This is a genomic window from Streptomyces sp. NPDC003038 (genome assembly GCF_040611115.1).
Classification (GTDB): Bacteria; Actinomycetota; Actinomycetes; order Streptomycetales; family Streptomycetaceae; genus Streptomyces.
Map to the genome: position 1 here is coordinate 35711 of NZ_JBEXNN010000018.1, position 19733 is coordinate 55443.

19 protein-coding genes are annotated in these 19733 nt (G+C 71.7%); 6 read left to right on the forward strand and 13 right to left on the reverse strand.

What is annotated here, in order from left to right; all coding sequences use genetic code 11:
• Window positions 1-12: 12 nt before the first annotated feature.
• From ABZX75_RS22245 to clpS, 5 genes are all read right to left on the reverse strand, one after another.
• A complete protein-coding gene (locus ABZX75_RS22245; protein WP_311736929.1) occupies window positions 13-120 on the reverse strand; it encodes a putative leader peptide in 108 nt (35 codons plus the stop codon).
• Between the two features lie 77 nt (window positions 121-197).
• A complete protein-coding gene (locus ABZX75_RS22250) occupies window positions 198-620 on the reverse strand; it encodes a M67 family metallopeptidase (protein WP_355413114.1) in 423 nt (140 codons plus the stop codon).
• Between the two features lie 133 nt (window positions 621-753).
• Window positions 754-2190: an amino acid permease gene (locus tag ABZX75_RS22255; protein WP_355413116.1), complete on the reverse strand. Its 1437-nt coding sequence runs from the start codon at window positions 2188-2190 to the stop codon at window positions 754-756.
• Between the two features lie 320 nt (window positions 2191-2510).
• Window positions 2511-3125, reverse strand: coding sequence for a DUF2017 domain-containing protein (locus ABZX75_RS22260; RefSeq protein WP_355413118.1), 615 nt, complete (start codon window positions 3123-3125; stop codon window positions 2511-2513).
• Entirely contained in the window at window positions 3125-3439 is a 315-nt protein-coding gene (clpS, locus tag ABZX75_RS22265; RefSeq protein ID WP_355413120.1) for an ATP-dependent Clp protease adapter ClpS, read from the reverse strand. The genes ABZX75_RS22260 and clpS overlap by 1 nt, the downstream gene beginning before the upstream one ends.
• A gap of 80 nt (window positions 3440-3519) precedes the next feature.
• On the opposite strand from clpS, the gene ABZX75_RS22270 reads away from it, so the two are divergent.
• Both ABZX75_RS22270 and ABZX75_RS22275 read left to right on the forward strand, forming a co-directional pair.
• Window positions 3520-4848: a nicotinate phosphoribosyltransferase gene (locus tag ABZX75_RS22270; RefSeq protein ID WP_355413122.1), complete on the forward strand. Its 1329-nt coding sequence runs from the start codon at window positions 3520-3522 to the stop codon at window positions 4846-4848.
• A 337-nt stretch (window positions 4849-5185) separates the two neighbouring features.
• The gene (locus tag ABZX75_RS22275) at window positions 5186-5797 is read left to right on the forward strand and encodes an isochorismatase family protein (protein ID WP_355413124.1); all 612 of its coding nucleotides are present in this window, start codon (window positions 5186-5188) and stop codon (window positions 5795-5797) included.
• Here ABZX75_RS22275 and ABZX75_RS22280 read toward each other — a convergent pair.
• Both ABZX75_RS22280 and ABZX75_RS22285 read right to left on the reverse strand, forming a co-directional pair.
• Complete coding sequence (locus ABZX75_RS22280; protein WP_355413126.1) at window positions 5775-6077, reverse strand: hypothetical protein; 303 nt, start codon at window positions 6075-6077, stop codon at window positions 5775-5777. The two genes, ABZX75_RS22275 and ABZX75_RS22280, sit on opposite strands and share 23 nt — an antisense overlap.
• Before the next feature lie 111 nt (window positions 6078-6188).
• Window positions 6189-8603, reverse strand: a complete 2415-nt coding sequence (locus ABZX75_RS22285; protein ID WP_355413128.1) for an immune inhibitor A domain-containing protein — start codon at window positions 8601-8603, stop codon at window positions 6189-6191.
• A 383-nt stretch (window positions 8604-8986) separates the two neighbouring features.
• Between ABZX75_RS22285 and ABZX75_RS22290 the strand changes: the two genes are divergently transcribed.
• Entirely contained in the window at window positions 8987-9274 is a 288-nt protein-coding gene (locus tag ABZX75_RS22290) for a hypothetical protein (protein WP_355413130.1), read from the forward strand.
• Window positions 9275-9276: 2 nt separating this feature from the next.
• On the opposite strand, the gene ABZX75_RS22295 is transcribed toward ABZX75_RS22290, so the two are convergent.
• Complete coding sequence (locus tag ABZX75_RS22295) at window positions 9277-10005, reverse strand: RDD family protein (RefSeq protein ID WP_355413132.1); 729 nt, start codon at window positions 10003-10005, stop codon at window positions 9277-9279.
• 87 nt (window positions 10006-10092) lie between these two features.
• Window positions 10093-11565, reverse strand: a complete 1473-nt coding sequence (locus tag ABZX75_RS22300; RefSeq protein ID WP_355413134.1) for an RDD family protein — start codon at window positions 11563-11565, stop codon at window positions 10093-10095.
• Between the two features lie 450 nt (window positions 11566-12015).
• Here ABZX75_RS22300 and ABZX75_RS22305 point away from each other — a divergent pair, with 450 nt between their 5' ends.
• Window positions 12016-12495 (forward strand): SsgA family sporulation/cell division regulator, encoded by a 480-nt coding sequence (locus tag ABZX75_RS22305; RefSeq protein WP_355413136.1) that lies wholly within the window; start codon window positions 12016-12018, stop codon window positions 12493-12495.
• 115 nt (window positions 12496-12610) lie between these two features.
• On the opposite strand, the gene ABZX75_RS22310 is transcribed toward ABZX75_RS22305, so the two are convergent.
• Window positions 12611-14101: an FAD-linked oxidase C-terminal domain-containing protein gene (locus ABZX75_RS22310; RefSeq protein ID WP_355413138.1), complete on the reverse strand. Its 1491-nt coding sequence runs from the start codon at window positions 14099-14101 to the stop codon at window positions 12611-12613.
• 96 nt (window positions 14102-14197) lie between these two features.
• Between ABZX75_RS22310 and ABZX75_RS22315 the strand changes: the two genes are divergently transcribed.
• Window positions 14198-15739 (forward strand): tetratricopeptide repeat protein, encoded by a 1542-nt coding sequence (locus ABZX75_RS22315; protein ID WP_355413140.1) that lies wholly within the window; start codon window positions 14198-14200, stop codon window positions 15737-15739.
• A 245-nt stretch (window positions 15740-15984) separates the two neighbouring features.
• Here the strand turns inward: ABZX75_RS22315 and hppD are convergent, their stop codons facing one another.
• Window positions 15985-17130 (reverse strand): 4-hydroxyphenylpyruvate dioxygenase, encoded by a 1146-nt coding sequence (hppD, locus tag ABZX75_RS22320; RefSeq protein WP_355413142.1) that lies wholly within the window; start codon window positions 17128-17130, stop codon window positions 15985-15987.
• A gap of 132 nt (window positions 17131-17262) precedes the next feature.
• Between hppD and ABZX75_RS22325 the strand changes: the two genes are divergently transcribed.
• Window positions 17263-17739 carry an Lrp/AsnC family transcriptional regulator gene (locus ABZX75_RS22325; RefSeq protein ID WP_355413144.1) on the forward strand — a complete coding sequence of 159 codons (477 nt, stop codon included), beginning with the start codon at window positions 17263-17265 and terminating at the stop codon, window positions 17737-17739.
• Window positions 17740-17894: 155 nt separating this feature from the next.
• On the opposite strand, the gene ABZX75_RS22330 is transcribed toward ABZX75_RS22325, so the two are convergent.
• Window positions 17895-18638 (reverse strand): S16 family serine protease, encoded by a 744-nt coding sequence (locus ABZX75_RS22330; protein WP_355413146.1) that lies wholly within the window; start codon window positions 18636-18638, stop codon window positions 17895-17897.
• 408 nt (window positions 18639-19046) lie between these two features.
• Entirely contained in the window at window positions 19047-19688 is a 642-nt protein-coding gene (locus tag ABZX75_RS22335; protein WP_355413148.1) for a helix-turn-helix domain-containing protein, read from the reverse strand.
• Window positions 19689-19733: the final 45 nt, after the last annotated feature.

Below are 19733 nucleotides of genomic sequence, written 5' to 3' on the forward strand. Positions count from 1 at the left end.
GCGCTGTGGTGCTCAGGCGGCAGGACAGATCGCGCTGGCGAGGCGGCACAGATCGACGTGCAGCCGCGCCACAAGCAGCAGCCTGCCGGGCGTCTCGATGCTCACGTCGTGGGAAACCATGCGGTCATGTTAACGATTCCCGGTCCCCGGTTTGGAGTGGGATCCCGCATCGTGGACGGTGACCGCTCACATGTTGGTCAGTAGGCCTCTACGACCCGCACTTCTTCCTCGGTGATCACGCCGTCGACGATCCGGTACGAGCGGAACTGGAACTCGCCGAGGCCGTCCTTGTCCGCCGTCGAGACCAGCACGTAGTGCGCTGCGGGCTCGTTCGCGTACGTGACGTCCGTGCGCGACGGGTAGGCCTCGGTCGCGGTGTGCGAGTGGTAGACGATCACCGGGTCCTCGTCGCGGTCGTCCAGCTCGCGGTAGAGCTTCAGCAGGTCCTTGGAGTCGAACTCGTAGAAGGTGGGCGAGCGGGCCGCGTTGAGCATCGGGATGAACCGCTCGGGGCGGCCGGTGCCCGCCGGGCCGGCCACCACACCGCACGCCTCGTCGGGGTGGTCCTGGCGGGCGTGCTCGACGATCTGGTCGTACAGGGCCTGGGTGAGGGTCAGCATGAGCGACAGGATAAGCAGACGGGCCCTCCCGTACCGAGGAGTGGTACGGAAGGGCCCGGATGCTGGACACAACCCCCGGCGGGCGGGCTCACCGGCCTCACGCGCCGCGCGGGCGGTCCCGCGGTGGTGGCGGCTACGAGGCCTTGGTGAAGGCGGCTCCGCGCGGGTTGCGGGACTTCAGGGCCAGGTAGGACAGGCCGAGGACGAGCCCCCACAGCGGGGCGCAGTACAGGGAGACCCGGGCGTCCTTGTCGATGCCCATCATCACGATGACCATCCCGATGAAGAGCAGCCCGAACCAGCTGGTCCACGGGGCGCCGGGCGCCCGGAAGGACGACTGGGGCAGTTCCCCCCGGTCGGCCTTGGCGCGGTAGCGGATCTGGCAGACGAGGATCATGATCCAGGCCCACATGCCGGAGATGGTGGCGAAGGAGACGACGTAGTCGAAGGCCTTGCCCGGGGCGACGTAGTTGATCCAGACGCCCGCCAGCATCAGCGCGGCGGAGAAGGTGGTGCCGATGAGCGGCGTGCCGCTCTTGGTGAGCCTGGTGAAGAACTTCGGACCCTGGCCGTTGAGCGCGAGGTCGCGCAGCATGCGGCCGGTGGAGTACATGCCCGAGTTGCAGGAGGACAGGGCGGCGGTCAGCACCACGAAGTTGACGATGGCGGCGCCCACGCCGAGGCCCATCTTCTCGAAGGCGGCGACGAAGGGGCTGACGCCCGGCTGGAATTCGTGCCACGGGACGACCGACAGGATCATGATCAGCGCGCCGACGTAGAAGACGGCGATGCGCCACGGCACGGTGTTGACGGCCTTGGGCAGGGTCTTCTCGGGGTCCTTGGACTCGCCGGCGGTGACGCCGACCAGCTCGACCGCCAGGAAGGCGAACATGACGATCTGCAGGGTCATCAGCGTGCCGCCGATGCCCTTGGGGAAGAAGCCGCCGTCGCTCCACAGGTTGGTGACGGTGGCGGTGTCCCCGGCATCGGAGAAGCCGATGGTGAGGATTCCGGCGCAGATCAGGATCATGCCGACGATGGCGGTGACCTTGACCATGGAGAACCAGAACTCCAGCTCGCCGAAGAGCTTCACGGAGATCAGGTTGGCGCCGTAGAGGATGACGGTGAAGATCAGCGCGTACGCCCACTGCGGGAAGCTGTCGTGGGTCCAGTACGCCATGTACTGGGCGGCCGCGGTGACTTCGGTGATGCCGGTGACCACCCAGAAGAGCCAGTACGTCCAGCCGGTCACGTATCCCCAGAAGGGGCCCAGGAATTCGCGGGCGTAGTCCGAGAAGGAACCGGCCACGGGGCGGTACATGAGCAGTTCGCCCAGGGCCCGCATGATGAAGAAGATGACCAGGCCCGCGATGGCGTAGGCCAGGATCAGGCTCGGGCCGGCCTTGGAGATCGCCTTGCCGGCGCCCAGGAACAGGCCGGTGCCGATGGCTCCGCCGATCGCGATCATCTGGATCTGGCGGGCCCCGAGCGCGCGGTGGTAGCCCTCGCCCTCGCCCGGAGCGCCCTCGCCGGGCGTCTTGTCGTGCTGCTCGACCTGCACAGAGGTCATGTCTGGTGCGCCTTTCTCCACGCCGACCCGCGCCTTCTGCAGGCCGCGGATCGGGTCCTCGATCCCCCCGGATACGGATGGAGTTGCACGCCGGCGGTCAGCCGGTTCAAGCAGGCCGGGGGACATGGGTGGCGTCCCGTCGGCGATCGTGAAGATTTATCACGGGATGACGGGATATCGCGGGCGGAAAAAGTGACACACGGCACGGAGAATCTTGGACAAAGGCCTGGAAATGGATCAGATCACCACAGCGTGGTGATCTGATCGTTATCCGGATTTGAGCGTCCGCTGAGCGAACGCCGCTCCCCCCTCGGGGATCCTCAGAGGGTCTCGATGAGGCTCTCCTGAAGACCACCGAGCCAGAGGTACGCCATCACCATGGGCTTGCGCGGATCGTCGTCCGGCAGGCGGAAGAGCACCGCGCTCTCGTCGTCCTCGGTGATGTCGAGGCGGGCCGCGATGGTCAGGCGCAGGTCGTTGAGCGCGCCGAGCCAGCGCAGCGGCTGCTCCCCGGTCAGCTCCAGCACCGCCGCCCCGCCGTCGGCCGGGTCGAGCCCGTCCAGACTGCGTACGACGGCCAGCGCGTCCTCCCGCTTGCGGGTGCGCAGGTCGTTCTCGGTGAAGCGGCGGAACTCCGCCGAGCGGGCCTTCAGCTCGTCCGGGTCCACGCCCGTGTCGCCGGCGCCGTCGGGGGCTCCGTACGCGTCGGGGAAGAGCCGGGCCAGCGCCGGGTCGGACGGCGGCTCGGAGGGGCCCTCGGCGAACAGCGCGGCCAGCGGGTCGGCGTCCTCGGCGGCCTCGGGAGCGCCGGGGCCGATCAGCTCCAGGAGCTGGACCGCCAGCGAGCGGAGGATGGAGATCTCGATCTCGTCGAGGACGATGGACGCGCCCGATCCGTCCTTGAGGGCCTCGAACATGCCGGTCCGTCCGCTCATCAGCCGCGGTCCTGGGAGAGGGTCGCCCACAGGCCGTAGCCGTGCATGGCCTGCACGTCGCGCTCCATTTCCTCGCGGGTGCCGCTGGAGACGACGGCCCGCCCCTTGTGGTGGACGTCGAGCATCAGCTTGTGCGCCTTGTGTTTGGGGTAGCCGAAGTACGCCTGGAACACGTACTCCACGTAGCTCATGAGGTTGACCGGGTCGTTGTGCACCAGGGTCACCCAGGGGACGTCGGGTTCGGGGACCGCGAAGGTCTCTTCGGCCGATTCGGTGCGTTCGATCTCAATGGGAGCAACACTCACTTGTCCCATGCTGCCACTGCCAACGGCCGGTCGCACAAACGGGACCCACATCTCGTCACTCTGACGAAATGTGCGCTAGCATCGCCGTCATGAACCCTGCGGACCTGGGCCTGCCGGTGGACGTGCCGTCGACAGCGCTCTTCACGGACCATTACGAGCTCACGATGCTGCAGGCCGCTCTGGCGAACGGCACCGCCGACCGCCGCTCGGTCTTCGAGGTGTTCACCCGGCGGCTGCCCGAGGGGCGCCGCTACGGGGTGGTGGGGGGAACCGGCCGGGTGCTCGACGCCGTGGAGAACTTCCGCTTCGACGGCGCGGTGCTGGAATTCCTGCGCGAACGGGCCGTGGTCGACATGCGGACCCTGGACTGGCTCGCCTCCTACCGCTTCTCCGGGGACATCTGGGGCTACCCGGAGGGCGAGGTCTACTTCCCCGGCTCGCCGCTCCTGCGGGTCGAGGGCAGCTTCGCCGAGTGCGTGCTGCTGGAGACCGTCATCCTGTCGATCCTGAACCACGACTCGGCGATCGCGGCGGCCGCCTCCCGGATGTCCTCGGCGGCGGGCGAGCGCCCGCTGATCGAGATGGGCGCGCGGCGCACGCACGAGCTGGCGGCCGTCGCGGCCTCGCGCGCCGCGTACGTGGGCGGCTTCGCCTCCACCTCGGACCTGGCGGCCGGCTTCCGGTACGGGATCCCGACGGTCGGCACCAGCGCCCACGCTTTCACGCTCGTGCACGACAGCGAGCGGGACGCCTTCACGGCGCAGGTGGCCTCGCTGGGCGGCGGGACGACGCTGCTGGTGGACACGTACGACGTCGCCGAAGCGGTCCGGACGGCCGTGGAGGTCGCGGGTACGGGGCTGGGCGCGGTCCGCATCGACTCCGGCGACCTGCTGCTGGTGGCCCACCGGGTGCGCCAGCAACTGGACGAGCTGGGCGCGACGGCGACGAGGATCGTGGTCACCTCGGACCTGGACGAGTACGCCATCGCCTCGCTGGCGGCGGCGCCCGTGGACGCGTACGGGGTCGGCACCCAGCTGGTGACGGGCAGCGGGCACCCGACGTGCTCGATGGTCTACAAGCTGGTGGCGCGGGCCGCGTCGGCGGACCCGAAGGCCGCGTTGGTACCGGTGGCGAAGAAGGCCGCCGGCGGCAAGACCTCGATCGGCGGCCGGAAGTGGGCGGCCCGACGGCCGGACGCGGACGGCGTCGCCGAGGCCGAGGTCGTCGGGACGGGCCCGGTGCCGGCGGCGCTGGCCGACCACCAGCTCCTGACCCAGCTGGTCAAGGCGGGCGAGGTGATCGCCCGCGAGCCGCTGGAGGCGGCGCGCGACCGCCACCGGGCCGCCCGGGCGGGCCTGCCCCTGTCCGCGATGCAGCTCTCGCGCGGCGAGGCCGTCATCCCGACGGAGTACGTGTAGCCCCGCGGGGTGGCCCCGGCGGGACCGCACCGGCTCCGCCGGGGCGCAGCCGGAGGCACACCCGTGGGCCGGGCCGGGCGGCGAAGCGGGGCTGCGCCCGGCCCCCGGGGCCCCCGCCCCGGAGCCGCGCCTCGAACTCCCCCGGCTACCCCCGGGGAGGGGCCCCGGCGGGGCTGGAGCCGGCCGATGGCGTCCACCCGGCGGCGGCCCGCAGGGCGATTTCAGCCCCCGCCCGCGATTGAGGCGCGGGGGGCGGGGCAGAGCCCTGCAAGCGGGGGCGGGGAAAGAGCCCCGCGCTCTGCGCCGCACCCGCCACACCGAGCGAAGGGCAACGGAAATGCACCGCGCACTGATCGTCGTCGACGTCCAGAACGACTTCTGCGAAGGCGGCAGCCTCGCGGTCACCGGCGGGGCCGACGTCGCCGCCGCCGTCACCGACCTCATCGGCCAGGCCACGCCCGGTTACCGGCACGTCGTCGCCACCCGCGACCACCACGTCGACCCCGGCGCGCACTTCGCCCGCCCCCCGGCCGAGCCGGACTACGAGACCTCCTGGCCCGTCCACTGCGTCGCCGGAACGGAGGGCGTGGGCTTCCATCCGAACTTCGCCCCCGCCGTGGCGTCCGGAGCCGTCGCCGCCGTCTTCGACAAGGGCGCGTACGAGGCCGCGTACAGCGGGTTCGAGGGCGCCGACGAGAACGGGGCCGGCCTCGCCCAGTGGCTGCGGGACCGGCACGTCACCGAGGTCGACGTCGTCGGGATCGCCACCGACCACTGCGTCCGGGCCACCGCCCTCGACTCCGCCCGGGCCGGCTTCACCACCCGCGTGCTCCTGGACCTGACGGCCGCCGTCGCCCCTCAGACCACCGAGCGGGCGCTGGAGGACCTGCGGGCGGCCGGGGTGGTCCTGGTCGGCCAGGCGCCCTTCAGCCGCTCAGCAGGGCTCTGATCGGGTGCCAGAGCTCCGCCACGCGGTCGGGGGCGCTGCGCCACAGCAGGCCGTCCGGGTGGTGCAGGACGGCCGTCACCTCGTCCGGCGTCGGCGGCTGGGCGTTGCCCCGCAGGTACACGGCCCGCATGCCGAGGTTCCGCAGCCTGGTCAGGGCGCGGGCCCGGTTCGCGGCGTGCACCAGCACGCGGACGTTCCCGCCCTCTCCCGAGGGCCTGGGCAGCATGAGCGCGACCACCACGCTGCCGCCTGGCAATCTGACGAAACCCCCACCGGGCATGACAGTCATCTCCCCCGTCAATAAGAAAGTCGCACGACGCATCTAAACGCGATCGGCCGCCGCCCGCTAGAGGGCGACGGCCGATCGTGCTCTGACCTGCGGTTTTACGCGCTACTTCGTGGAGGGTCCGACCTCGACCGTCATGACGAGACCGTCGTAGGTCTCCTTGGCGATCTTGATCTTCGTGTTGGTGTCAGTGACCTTCACGCTGCCGGTCGGGTTCTCGTCGTAGTAGTACTTGCCCTTGCGGTCGTCGAAGACGAGGTTGGCCGCCTTCGGCTTCAGGAAGAGCGCCTCGCCGTTCTTGTGCAGGGTGAACGCGTCCGTCGAGTAGGCGCTGAACGCCGCGTCGTACGGCTGGATCTTGTTCCGCAGCAGGGTGCCGTCCGCCCACTTCATGGGCTTGGCGTTGGCGTCGATCGGCAGGATCAGACCCTGGCCCGGGTGCTGGCTGGTGTTGTTGTCCTTCTGGGAGGTGTCCCACAGCCAGATCAGCAGGCCGTCCTGGTACGGGTAGTGCTCGACCCAGTCGGGGCGGGTGTTGCCGAAGCCGAAGTTGTACGGGCCCACCTTGAGGGTGGTGTCGTACGAGACGTAGCGGCGGTTCTCGGCCAGGTAGTACTGCGCGTACTCCTTGGTGAAGCCGGCGCCGATGCGGGAGAAGCCCTTGCCGGTCCAGCCGTTGTCGCCGGCCTCGGCGCCGTCGGTGAACAGCGGGGAGCCGTCCGCGGTGAGGGTGACGGCGTCGGCGGTGAAGCCCTTGCCGCCCGCGCCGCCGTCCGTCTGGTAGCGGAAGCGGAGGTCGATCTTCTTGCCCGCGTAGGCGTCGAGCGGGTAGTTCAGCGACTTCCAGGCCTCGGACACGCCGGTCAGCGAGGGGCTGCCGGCCGCGTCGACCGGGATGGCCGTGCCGTTGGCGGTACCGGCGAGGGCCGTCCAGTTGGCGCCGCCGTCGGTGGACACCTCGGTGTAGAGGTAGTCGTAGTCGGCCTCGATGTCCCACCAGCCCTTGAGGGACAGGGCGGCGGAGGACTTGCCGGTGAGGTCGACGGACCGGGTGAGGGTGTTCTTGAGGTCGTCACCCATGTTGCTCCACCACTGCGAGGAGCCCTCGGCGGGAGCGACGATGTCCGTCTTGACCTGCTTCTTCGGCAGCTCGACGACGAGCGCCTGCTTGTCCTTGGTGTTGTACTCCGACACGCCCAGCTTGTGGGTGGACTTCGTCGCGGCCTTGGCCGTGTCGTAGTTCAGCCAGCCCAGCTGGAGCTTGTCCCAGGCGGTCATGTCGCCCGGGAGGTCGCCTATGGAGTCCTGGCCCGTGCCGAGCCAGGAGCCGGCCGACATCAGGGACCAGAAGCCGACGCTGTTCTCGCCGCCACCGGAGGTGTCGTAGAGGTCCGGCAGACCGAGGTCGTGGCCGTACTCGTGCGCGAAGACGCCGAGGCCGCCGTTCTCGGGCTGCATCGTGTAGTCGCCGACCCAGATGCCGGTGTCACCGATCTGGGTGCCGCCGGCCTTGTTGTTCTCCGGGCCGGTCTTGCCCGCGCTGGTCCCGTACGCGTACCACCGGTGCGCCCACAGCGCGGTGGTGCCCTGCACGCCGCCGCCGGCCGACTCGTCCTCGCCCGCGTGGACGATCTGGAAGTGGTCGATGTAGCCGTCGGACTCGTTGAAGTTGCCGTCGCCGTCGAAGTCGTAGCGGTCCCACTGGTCGTACTGGGACAGCTGCGCCTTGATCTCGGCGTCGGTCTTGCCGGCCTTCTTCTGAGCCTCCGTCCACGCGAGAACGCCGTCCTTGACGGTGTCCCAGACGTTGGAGCAGTTGCTCTGGCCGCAGTAGTTCGAGCCGTAACGGGCCTCGTTGTACGGGACCTTGACCCAGTCGGAGACCTCGCCCTCGACCGAGTAGCGGCCCGAGGAGGTCTTCTCGTAGTAGGTCTTCAGCGAGTGCTTGCCCTCACCGGTACCGAAGTACAGGTCCTGGAAGTAGTCGCGGCTGAAGTCCTTGCGCCAGGCGGTGCTGTTGTCCTTGGCGCGGTCCGGCTCCGCGATCGTGTTGTGCATCGGGCCGGGGGTGCCACCGTACTTCGGGACGGCCGGCTTCGGGCCGGGGCCGTCCGGGTCGAACATGGTCGTGTTGTCGACCTGGTCGCCGAACTCGACGAGGATCGTGAAGATCTTGTCGGTCTTCTCACGGCCCAGCTCGACGTACTTCTTGTCGTCCAGCTTGACGACCTTGGAGCCGCCGCGCTGTTCGACGTCCTTCTTGCCGCTCAGCACCTGCTCCAGGGCGGCCTCGCGCTGCTGCTCCTGCTGCTTGCTGAACGGCCCTTCGAGGTTGTGCTCGACGTTCTCCTTCGCGGGAGCGGTCGGGTCCTCACGGTCCGCGGCGGGCGCGCCCAGCGGACTGGGGTTGGCTTGCGCGGTGGTGGCCGTGAAGAAGGCGCCGGAGGCCGCGGTCGCGGCCAAGGTCACACCGACGGCCGCAGCACGCAGCGCTCGTCTTCTGACGGAGTTGCTGGTCACTTGATGTCGTTCCCCTCCCGCGGCCGCAACATAGGTCGGAACGTCTCCATAGGAGCGGGGGGTTCCGCGCGGCGCGCGTCTCAAGTGACGACATTTGACCGGAGAGAAGCCAGAAAAGACAGACCTTGACTTGATCCTTACAACTGCACTATGCGGGCAGCCAGTTCCGGTATCCGGACGTTCCGCTGCCATATGGGGCGAAGGGTACTTCCCGACCCTGCTGTGGCACGCGGAATGACCCTGTGCGCCCCCCATGCTCCCGGGCACCGTGGGTTAGATCACGCTTACTGGCCGTTCCGCTCGGGCATCCCCCGTCGTAGAGTCACTTGACGCGCGACCTAGTTGAGCCGACTCCCCCTCCCCCCTTGAGGACGGATATCGCCATGCCGCGTCCGACTGCCGCCCAGCTCGCCTACGGGTCCGCCACCGTCATCGTGACGACGATCGCCTTGCTGCTGCTCTCGCGGACGAGCACGGGGCTCGGAGTCGCGGTCGTCTCGGCCGCCGCCCTCGCCCTGGGGCTGCTCGTCGCCGTCACCGTCGCGGCCCCCAAGCGCCGTGGCCGCCATGCCCGTACGGGTTCCGCCGCGGCTCCCGCCCCCGCGGACGCGGCTGCGGCCGCCCGGGCTGAACGCCGGACGGCCGCGGCCGAACATCCTGTGCACCACTAGCGTCAGGTGGCGGCCTGCACCACCACGGTCTTGGCGACCTTGTCGTGGAGGCCCTGCTTGTACGGCTTGTCGACGAGGATCGAGATGATGATCGCGATCGGCCACAGGCAGAAGCAGCAGATCAGCGTGGGCAGCCAGAGCACGGCGGCGCGCGTCAGGGCCGCGTTGGAGTTCGGGACGCTGCCGTCGTTGAGCATCGCGACGCGCAGGCCCATCGCCTTCTTGCCGACCGTCCGGCCGTTCTTCTTCGTGAACCACCAGTCGTAGCCGACGTAGGCGACGATCGAAAGCAGGGTCATGAGCAGACCGCTGCCGCTGTAGGACCTGCTGATGACCTCCGTGACGTCCTCGCCGCGCTCCGTCTCGACCGTGTACCGGTTCGTCCCGACGGCCAGTTGGATGAGGAACAGCGGCACGGCGATGATCAGCAGGTCGATGAGGCGGGCGGCGAGCCGCTTACCGAAGTCGGCGAGCGGGGGCATCCCGGCGAGCGGATCGGGCATGCCGTAGCCGCCGCCTCCGCCGTAGGGGTCACCACCATCGCCGTACGGGGGCGGCGGAGGCGGGTATCCGCCACCCGGCCCTCCCGGAGGCGGGGGCGGCGCGTTCCCGCCGCCCCCGGGGGGCGACGAGTCGTACGGCGAACCGCCCGACGGAGGTGTCGGTTCCTGGGGCTTCTTGAGGAACGGGTCCTCGGGCGGCTCGCCCGGCGGCGGCTGATCGGTACTCATGGCCCGAGTCGAACCCCGCTCCGGCGGCCCCGCAACGGGACGGGGTCCGTTCGGGGTACGGACCGCCCCGGGCGGCCCCCGGTCGGCTCAGCGGGCCACGTACGTCTTGGCCGCCTTGTCGTGCCAGGCCTGACGGCGCGGGCGGTCCACGAGGCACCAGAGGCCGCCCGGGACGCCGAGCAGGGCCAACACCAGCCAGCGGCGCAGGGCTGCGCCGAAGCCGGGCGGGCGCAGGCCGGCGGTGGCCAGGACCCGGACGCCGAGCAGCTTCTTGCCCGGGGTGCGGCCCCAACGGGCCGTGGGCAGAACCTCGTAGAAGACCCCGAAGAGCAGGACCGCGCCCAGGACCATGCCCAGGTATCCGGCGATGGTGGCGTCCAGCAGCCAGACGGTGGTCGTCTGCCCGCTGCCCTGGGCCGCGTCCACCTTGGCCTGGAGGTGGGCGGTGGCGTCGGGGACGAGGGGCCAGGCGGCTCCCGCCGCGACCGCGCCGAGAACGAGGGAGTCCAGGGCGCGGGCCACGGCGCGTCGGAAGAACCCGGCGGGGCGTACCGCCCGCTCCGCCATCCGCTCGAACACCTCCCGCGGGGTGGCCTTGGGCGGGCGGGCGGACTCCTCCGGGCGCGGAGCGGCGGGCTCCTCCGACACCTTGGGGCGGGGCTCCTCGGACCGCAGGGCGCGGCGGGGCTCCTCGGACCGCAGGGAGCCGTGGCCGGGCTCCTCGGGTCGCCGCGCGGTGGGGCGGGGCTCCTCGGACCGCAGGGCGCTCTGACGGGCCTGTGGGGCGGCCGTGGGAGGCGCTGCGGCCGCCGGTGCTCCCGAAGCTGCCTGGGGCGCCCGTACCGCGGCGGAGGCCGCCCGCGGGGCCGCCTCGGGCCAGGCGGAGGTGATCCCGGACGCGGTGGCTCCGGGCGCCTCGGGCCACTCGGACGCGGCCGGGCTCACCGGGGACCGTACCGACAGGATCCCCACGCCCTCGGCGGAGCCGCGCCCCGCCGGGGCCTGCGCGGGAAACCGGTCCGCCGGAGCCGACGCGGCCGCGGCGGCCGCGGCGGTCGGCGTACGCGCCGCAGGGACTCCGGCGACGGGTACGCCCTGAGGTTCCTGCCGGGGCCCGCGCCCCAGCGAGACTCCCGTCGAACGGGCGGGCTCCCGACCGGTGTCGGGCTCGCGGCCGGGATCGAGGACGGGCTCGGGCTCCGCCGGGCCACCCCACGACACCCGGCGGTCGCGCGGCCCGCCGAAGCCGGACTGTTGGGCGGGATCGGCCTGCCACGCGACCGGCTCCTCGGCCCTCTCGACCCCGGTCCGCGGCACGGGTTCGGGCTCCGGCTCCGGCGCCCGCCGCGCCGCCGGCTCGGGCTCCGGCAGCGCCTCGGTCACGGAGGTCTGGTCCAGGAACAGCGGACCCGTCTCGTCGGCGGGAGCGGGGGCTGCGGGGCGGCTCGTACCCGGAACCCAGGACACGCCGTTCCAGTACCGGACGTACCCGGGGATGGACGGATCCGGGTAGTAGCCCTCGCGGGCCGCGTGCTCGCCGTCACCAGGGGAGGCCGTCAATGTCCCCAACTCCGATCGTGGCTTGAGGCTTGTGCAGGGCAGGAACATAGCCAAGAACCGCGCCCCGACAGGTCCGGTAACGGGAGAAGGCAAGGGTCCGGGATCTGCTCGGTGATCCGGCGCCGGATGCCGCGAGCGCGGCCCCTGATCACGCCGATCGCAGGACACCGCCCGTCGGGGACGACATCACGCACCGCGTCCCACTCCCTCGCCGCCGACGATGCAGTCATCGGATCAACGACACGCCTCCCGATGGGTCACGCCTTCGGGGGAACCTGAGCGACGGCGATTTTCGGTCAGCCGACAGAAACAGGCCAATCTCCCGTTCGGCGCCCGCAGTCGCGTCATACCCGGGCACATGGGAGCTCTCTGCGGGTGTGGGGCGCGATCCGGCCCCGCAACCGAGCGAAGCGCACGCATCGCACGCAGCGCACCGAATGTGAGGCCGTCATGCATCACCCCGCCGTCGAACGCGAGCTGGAACTCAAGCTGGTCCTGTCCCCCGAGCGCAGCATCGCCGTCCCGGCCAGGCTCCTCTACGTCACGGACGACCCGTTCGCCGTCCACATCACCTTCCACACCGGATCGAACACCCCGGTGAACTGGACCTTCGCCCGTGAACTGCTGGTCGAGGGGGTGTTCCGGCCGTCCGGGCACGGCGACGTACGGATCTGGCCGACGAAGGTCGACGACAAGGCCGTGCTCTGCATGGCGCTCAGCTCCCCCGACGGCGACGCCCTGCTGGAGGCCCCGGCCGCCGCCGTGTCGGCCTGGCTGGAGCGCACCCTGCGCATCGTCCCGCCGGGCACGGAGGCCGAGCGGCTGGGTCTGGACGCGGCGCTGGCCGAGCTCCTCACCCCGACGCCGGCCGACGAGCTGTGGCTGCGCGACCCGTGGCCGTCGGACGAGTCGGCGGAGGGTGACCTGTGACGCCGCGTGGCCGGGACGACGCGGGCGATGAACGGGGCGGACGGGGACACGGGGCGGACACCGCGCGGAGGGCGCACACGGCACACGCGGCACACGCCGGGTACGCGGGGTACGGTCAGAACAGCTTGCCCGGATTGAGCAGCCCCAGCGGGTCGAAGGCCTGCTTGACCGCGCGCTGCATCTCCACTCCGACCGGGCCGAGTTCGCGGGCCAGCCACTCCTTCTTGAGCACGCCGACCCCGTGCTCGCCGGTGATCGTCCCGCCGAGGGACAGACCCAGCGCCATGATCTCGTCGAAGGACTCGCGGGCCCGCCGCGTCTCGTCCTCGTCGGCCGGGTCGAAGCAGACCACCGGGTGGGTGTTGCCGTCGCCCGCATGCGCGCAGACCCCGATGAGCAGGCCGCGGGCGCGGGCGATGGCGGCCGTCCCGTCCATCATCTCGGCGAGCCGCGACCGCGGGACGCACACGTCGTCGATCATCGTGGCGGGCCGCAGTGCCTCCAGGGCGGTGAGCGACATCCGGCGGGCCTGGAGCAGCAGTTCGGACTCCGCCTCGTCCTCGGCGGGCACGACGGCGGTGGCCCCGGCGGCCGTGCACAGCTCCCCGACGGCCGCGAGGTCCTCGGGCGCGTGCGGGGTGTCGAAGGCGGCGAGCAGCAGGGCCTCGGTGGTGTCGGGCAGCCCCATCTTGCCGAGGGCGTTGACGGCCCGGACGGTCGTACGGTCCATCAGTTCCAGCAGCGAGGGGGCCAGTCCGGCCTCCATGACGGCGCAGACGGCCGCGCAGGCGGCCGCGACGGAGGGGAACTCGGCGGCCATCGCGAGCTGCCGGGGCGGGGCGGGCCGCAGGGCGAGGACGGCCTGGACGACGACACCGAGGCTGCCCTCGGAGCCGACGAAGAGCCGGGTGAGGTCGTATCCGGCGACGCCTTTGGCGGTACGGCGGCCCGTGCGCAGGAGCCGCCCGTCGGCCAGCACCACGTCGAGGCCGAGGACGTACTCGGCGGTGACGCCGTACTTGACGCAGCACAGGCCGCCGGAGGCGGTGCCGATGTTGCCGCCGATCGTGCACTGCTCCCAGCTGGAGGGGTCGGGCGGGTAGTACAGGCCCTGCGCGGCGACGGCCCGCGAGAGCACGGCGTTCACGACGCCCGGCTCGACGACGGCGATCCGGTCGACGGTGCTGATCTCCAGGATGCGGTCCATCTTGACCAGGGAGAGCACGATGCAGCCGTCGGAGGCGTTGGCCGCGCCCGACAGGCCCGTGCGGGCGCCCTGCGGGACCACGGGGACGCGCAGCTCGGTGGCGGTGCGCAGGACGTGCTGGACCTGTTCGACGGTACGGGGCAGGACGACGACGGCGGGGGTGCCGGCGGCGCAGAAGCCGGCCATGTCGCTCGCGTAGGAGGCGGTCACCTGGGGGTCGGTGAGCAGGGCCTCGGCCGGAAGCCCTTCCAGGAGGCGCGCGAAGAGCGGACCGGGAAGCGGACCGGGAAACGGGCCGGAGCGTGAACCGGAGGCTGGAGCGGAGAGCGGCCCGGCGGGTGAACCGGAGAGCGGTCCGGCGGGCGGCCCTGCGGGGCGGGCGGAGAGAGCGTCGTCCATGGACTCAGCGTGGCAGCCGGGGCCATCGGTGTGAACACGCCCGCGCCCGTCTTCGGGCACCTCGGTGAGCTCTTCATATTGACGCACAGTGACCCCATGGACGAGGAATCGCAGCAGCAGCTGGCGCCGCCCGTGACCTTCACCGGCCGCAAGACGCTCGTGGCGGCCGCGGTCGCGGTGGTCCTGATCGCCGGGGCCCTGCTGATCAGGCCGGCCCGGACCGGCGACGACGCCCGCCCGCCGGGGCCGAGCGAGCGGGCCGCGGCGGCGGTCGGCATGGGCGCCCCGGCGGCGGCGGTGGACCTGACCGCGCTGGTCGCGGACCGGGAGAAGTGGGTCGCGGCGCACGCCGACGACGACGCCTCCTGGGCGGTCCTCGGCGCCGCCTACCTGGAACAGGCGCGGCGTACGGCCGACTCGGGCTGGTTCCCGAAGGCGGAGAAGGCGCTGAAGCGGTCGCTGGAGGTCCGGCCGGCCGAGAAGGGCAACTTCGACGCGATGACGGGCATGGGCGCGCTGGCCAACGCCCGCCGGGACTTCGGCACCGGAAAGAAGTGGGGCGAGCTGGTACGGGCGCAGGCGCCGCGGCGCTGGACGGCGTACCCGGTGCTCGTGGACGCGTACACCGGCCTCGGCGACTACAAGGCCGCCCAGAGGGTGATGGAGCGGCTGCTGGAGCTCCGGCCGGGCCTGGCGGCCTACACCAGGGCCTCGCAGGTCTACCGCGACCGCGGCTGGCGCGAGGACGCGGTGGTGGCGATGGAGCAGGCGGCGGCCGCGGCGAAGGCCCCGGCGGAGAAGGCGTACGCGCTGTTCCGGCTCGGGGAGCTGTCCTGGGAGCGCGGCGACGCGGCGCAGGCCCTGCGGCAGTACGAGGGCGCGCTGCGGACGGATCCGGCGCAGGCGGAGGCCCTGGGCGGCCGGGCCCGCGCGCTGGCCGCGCTGGGGCGGGGCGGCGAGGCGGTCCGCGACTACCGGATGGCCCTGGGGCGGACGCCGGTGCCGCAACTGGCCCTGGAGCTGGGCGAGCTGCTGGAGTCGCTGGGCCGTGAGCAGGAGGCGCGCACGCCGTACGACATGCTGGCGGCGCTGGCCTCGCGGGACGGCACGCACGGGGTGGACGACGACGTGGTCCTCGGCCTGTACGAGGCGGACCACGCAGATCCCGCAGCGGCCGTGCGCCGCCTGTCGGAGGAGTGGTCGCGGCACAAGAGCATGCAGGTCGCCGACGCGCTGGGCTGGGCGCTGCACAAGGCGGGCGAGGACACGGCGGCCCTGGAGTACGCGAAGAAGGCGACGGAGCCGGGACTGCGGAGCGCGGAGTTCGCGTACCACCGGGCGATGATCGAACGCGGCCTGGGCGACGAGGCGGCGGCGCGGCGGCACCTGCAGGAGGCCCTGCGCACGAACCCCGTCTTCTCGCCGGTACGGGCGCCGCTGGCGAAGGAGGCCCTGGAGTCGATCGGCCAGCCGCCGGCGGGGGGCCCGGAGAACATCCGGCCCACCCGCCCGTGGGTGGCCCCGGAGCTCCCCAAGCCCCGGCCGCAGGTGAAGTCGAAGCCCTCCGCGCCGGCGGCGAAGCCGAAGCCACGGACGAAGCCGAAGCCGAAGCCAAGGCCGTCCGCGTCACCCCGCTGACCGGGAACGGGCCGGGCCGCTGCCCGGAGCTCTCCGGGCGCCGCCCGGACCCGCGCCTCAATCGCCGGCGGGGCTGGGATTCCCCTGCGGGCGATCCAGCCGCGATGGCGATCTTCAGCCCCGTCGGCGATTGAGGCGCGGGGCCCCGGGCAGAGCCCCGCACTCGGGCTCGGGCAGAAGCCCCGGCGGCGCCGCACCCGCACCCACGCCACGCCGACGGGAGCCAGGGGCCCGGGAACCGCGACCTACAGGTTGCCCCGCTTCTCCTGCTCCCGCTCGATCGCCTCGAACAGCGCCTTGAAGTTGCCCTTCCCGAAGCCCATCGACCCGTGCCGTTCGATCATCTCGAAGAACACCGTCGGCCGGTCCTGCACCGGCTTCGTGAAGATCTGCAGCAGGTAGCCGTCCTCGTCGCGGTCGACGAGGATCTTCAGCTCGCGCAGGGTCTCCACCGGCACCCGCGTCTCGCCCGCCCAGTCGCCGAGCGTGTCGTAGTACGAGTCCGGGGTGTCCAGGAACCGCACGCCCGCCGCCCGCATCGCACGCACGGTCGCGACGATGTCGTTCGTGGCCAGCGCGATGTGCTGGACGCCCGCGCCGCCGTAGAACTCCAGGTACTCGTCGATCTGCGACTTCTTCTTCGCGATCGCCGGTTCGTTGATCGGGAACTTCACCTTCAGGGTGCCGTCCGCGACCACCTTCGACATCAGCGCCGAGTACTCGGTCGCGATGTCGTCGCCCACGAACTCCTTCATGTTCGTGAAGCCCATGACCTTGTTGTAGAAGGCGACCCACTCGTTCATGCGGCCGAGTTCGACGTTGCCGACGCAGTGGTCGATCGCCTGGAAGGTGCGCTTGGCCGGCGGCTCGACCATCGGCTCGGCGGCGACGAAGCCCGGCAGGTAGGGGCCGGAGTAGTCCCCGCGCTGCACGAGCGTGTGCCGGGTCTGGCCGTACGTAGCGATGGCGGCCAGCACGACCGTGCCGTGCTCGTCCGTGACCTCGTACGGCTCGTCCAGGCCGCGCGCGCCGTGCTCGACGGCGTACGCGTACGCGGCGCGGGCGTCCGGGACCTCGATGGCGAGGTCGATCACGCCGTCGCCGTGGTCGGCGACGTGCTCGGCGAGGAAGCGGCCGCGGTCGGTCGTCGCCTTGATGACCGACGTCAGGACGAAGCGCGCTGCGCCGTTGGTCAGGACGTAGCTGGCCGTTTCGCGGCTGCCGTTCTCCGGTCCGGAGTACGCCACGAGCTTCATGCCGAAGGCGGTGGAGTAGAAGTGCGCGGCCTGCTTGGCGTTGCCGACGGCGAAGACGACCGCGTCCATGCCCTTCACCGGGAAGGGGTCTGCCTCACGCGCGGTGTGCGGGGTGGTTTCGATGGTCTCAGTCATGAGCGCAGAGTCCCGCCGATCCACAAGCTGCGCAATAGTTTCCTATTCTGCTGTACAGGTTGCCCAGTAGAGCCAGAGGATGGCTGAAGCATCTGCGCACTATGACCACCTCGCGACCACCCCGGAGACATCATGGGCATCGACGACCTCGACGGCCGGCTCATCGTCCTGCTCGCCCGCGAACCGCGGATCGGAGTCCTGGAGGCCTCCCGCCGGCTCGGGGTGGCCCGCGGGACGGTGCAGGCCCGGCTGGACCGGCTTCAGGCGAACGGGGTCATCCGCGGCTTCGGCCCCCAGGTCGATCCGGCCGCTCTCGGGTATCCGGTGACCGCCTTCGCCACGCTGGAGATCAAGCAGGGGCAAGGGGCGGACGTTCGAGCCCACTTGGACGGGGTGCCCGAGGTGCTGGAGCTGCACACCACCACCGGGCACGGGGACATGCTGTGCCGGCTCGTGGCCCGGTCCAACGCCGATCTCCAGCGCGTGATCGACCGGGTCGTCGGTTTCGAGGGCATCGTGCGGGCTTCGACGGCGATCGTCATGGAGAACCCCGTGCCGCTGCGGATCATCCCCCTGGTCGAACAGGCGGCCGAGGACGACACCCGCTGACGGAGCACTCCTGACGGAGCACTGCCACACGCCGAGCGTCCCGAGCGCCCGAGGCCGCCCCTGGCGCCTCGCCGAGGAGGCCCGCCCGCCCGCCGCCCTGCGTTGTCCGCTGGCACGTACCTGCTGACGACTCCGTCAGGTTCGCACCACGCCCGTCAGCAGGACGGGACGGCCTCTCCCCGCTTCAGCGCCCGAAGAGCGTTCACCGCGTCCGTCAGTGAAGTGACGGGGATCAGCCGGAGGCCCTCGGGGAGTTGGGACTGCGCATCCGCGCACTCCGCCTGCGGTACGAGGAACACGCTCGCCCCGTCGCGCTGGGCGGCCTGCGTCTTCAGGGCCACCCCGCCGACCGCGCCGACCCTGCCGTCGGCGCTGATGGTGCCCGTACCGGCGACGCTGCGACCGCCGGTGAGATCGCCGCCGCTGCCGTCACCGTCGAGCTTGTCGACGATGCCGAGGGAGAAGAGGAGCCCGGCGCTCGGACCGCCGACGTCGGCGAGGTTGAGCTCGACCTTCACGTCCTTCGGGTCCTTGCGGAGATAGCCGAGGGCGGCCTCCGCGGCGACCGACTGGGACTTGGTCATTTCCTCCAGGTTGTGCTTCTCGATGTCCTGGTCGCTTCCACCGGAGGGGTAGACGGCCTCCTTGGGCATGACCGACCGGGTGCCGTCGAACCAGTAGCCGACGATGTCGGGCAGGTTCACGGTGGTGGAGGGCCCGGTGGCCTGGATGGTGGTCATACGGAGCTGGCCCTTGGTCTCGCGCGTCGCGGCCCCTGTTACCGAGATCACGGGCTTGCCGTCGCGCACGCCGAGCACGTCGGCGGTGAGGCCGGGCTGGGCGATCACGAAGGGCAGCGGCGCGAACGCGGCGACGGCGAGCAGACCGATCACTGGCACGGCGCAAACGGCCAGGGCGGCGGGGCGCGGCAGACGTGTGAGACGAGGGAGCACCCGGCCAATCTATCGGCCCGCCCCCCTTCCGGCCCCGCCGGCGTCACCCTTTTCAGCCCCGCCGGCGTTTGAGGCGCGGGGGCCCAGAGGCAGAGGCCCCACCCCTCAGCCCCGCCGACGTTTGAGGCGCGGGGGCCCAGGGGCAGAGCCCCACCCCGCAGCCCCGCCGACGTTTGAGGCGCGGGGGCCCGGGGGCAGAGCCCCACCCCTCAGCCCCGCCGGCGTTTGAGGCGCGGGGGCCCGGGGGCAGAGCCCCACCCCGCAACGGCGCCGCACCCGAACGGCCCGGGGGGGGCGGAGCGGAGGCCCCGGAAAGGCCGAAGAGCCGGAGCGCAGCGGCCCCGGCAGTCCGCGTCAGCGAAGGGCGTCCGCGACCTCGCGCGCCGCGTCGACCACCCGCGGCCCCACCCGCTCCGGCACGGCGTCGGCCAGCATGACGACGCCGACGCTGCCCTCCAGCCCGGTGATGCCCACCAGTGGCGCGGCCGCGCCACTGGCGCCCGCTTCGAGCTCTCCGTGGGTGAGCGTGTAGCCGGGGTCGGTGAGCGAACCCTGACGGGCGGCCAGGATCGCCCGCCCGGCGGCCCCGCGGTCCAGCGCGTGGCGGAAGCCGGCCCGGTAGGCCACGTGGTAGTCGGTCCAGGTCGGCTCGACGACGGCCACGGCGAGCGCTTCGGTACCGTCGACGAGGGTCAGGTGCGCGGTGGCCCCGATGTCCTCGGCGAGGGAACGCAGCGCGGGCAGCGCCGCTTCCCGTACGAGCGGATGCACCTGCCGGCCCAGCCGCAGCACCCCGAGCCCGACGCGGGCCCTGCCGCCGAGGTCACGGCGGACCAGGGCGTGCTGTTCGAGGGTGGCGAGAAGCCGGTAGACCACGGTGCGGTTCACACCGAGGCGGTTGGACAGCTCGGTGACGGTCAGACCGTGGTCGGTGTCGGCGAGCAGCTTGAGGACCCTGAGCCCTCTGTCGAGAGTCTGGGAGGTTTCCGCGGTCACGACGCCCCCTCTTCTGGTGAGCGGCGGTGACTCTCGGGGTGGCAC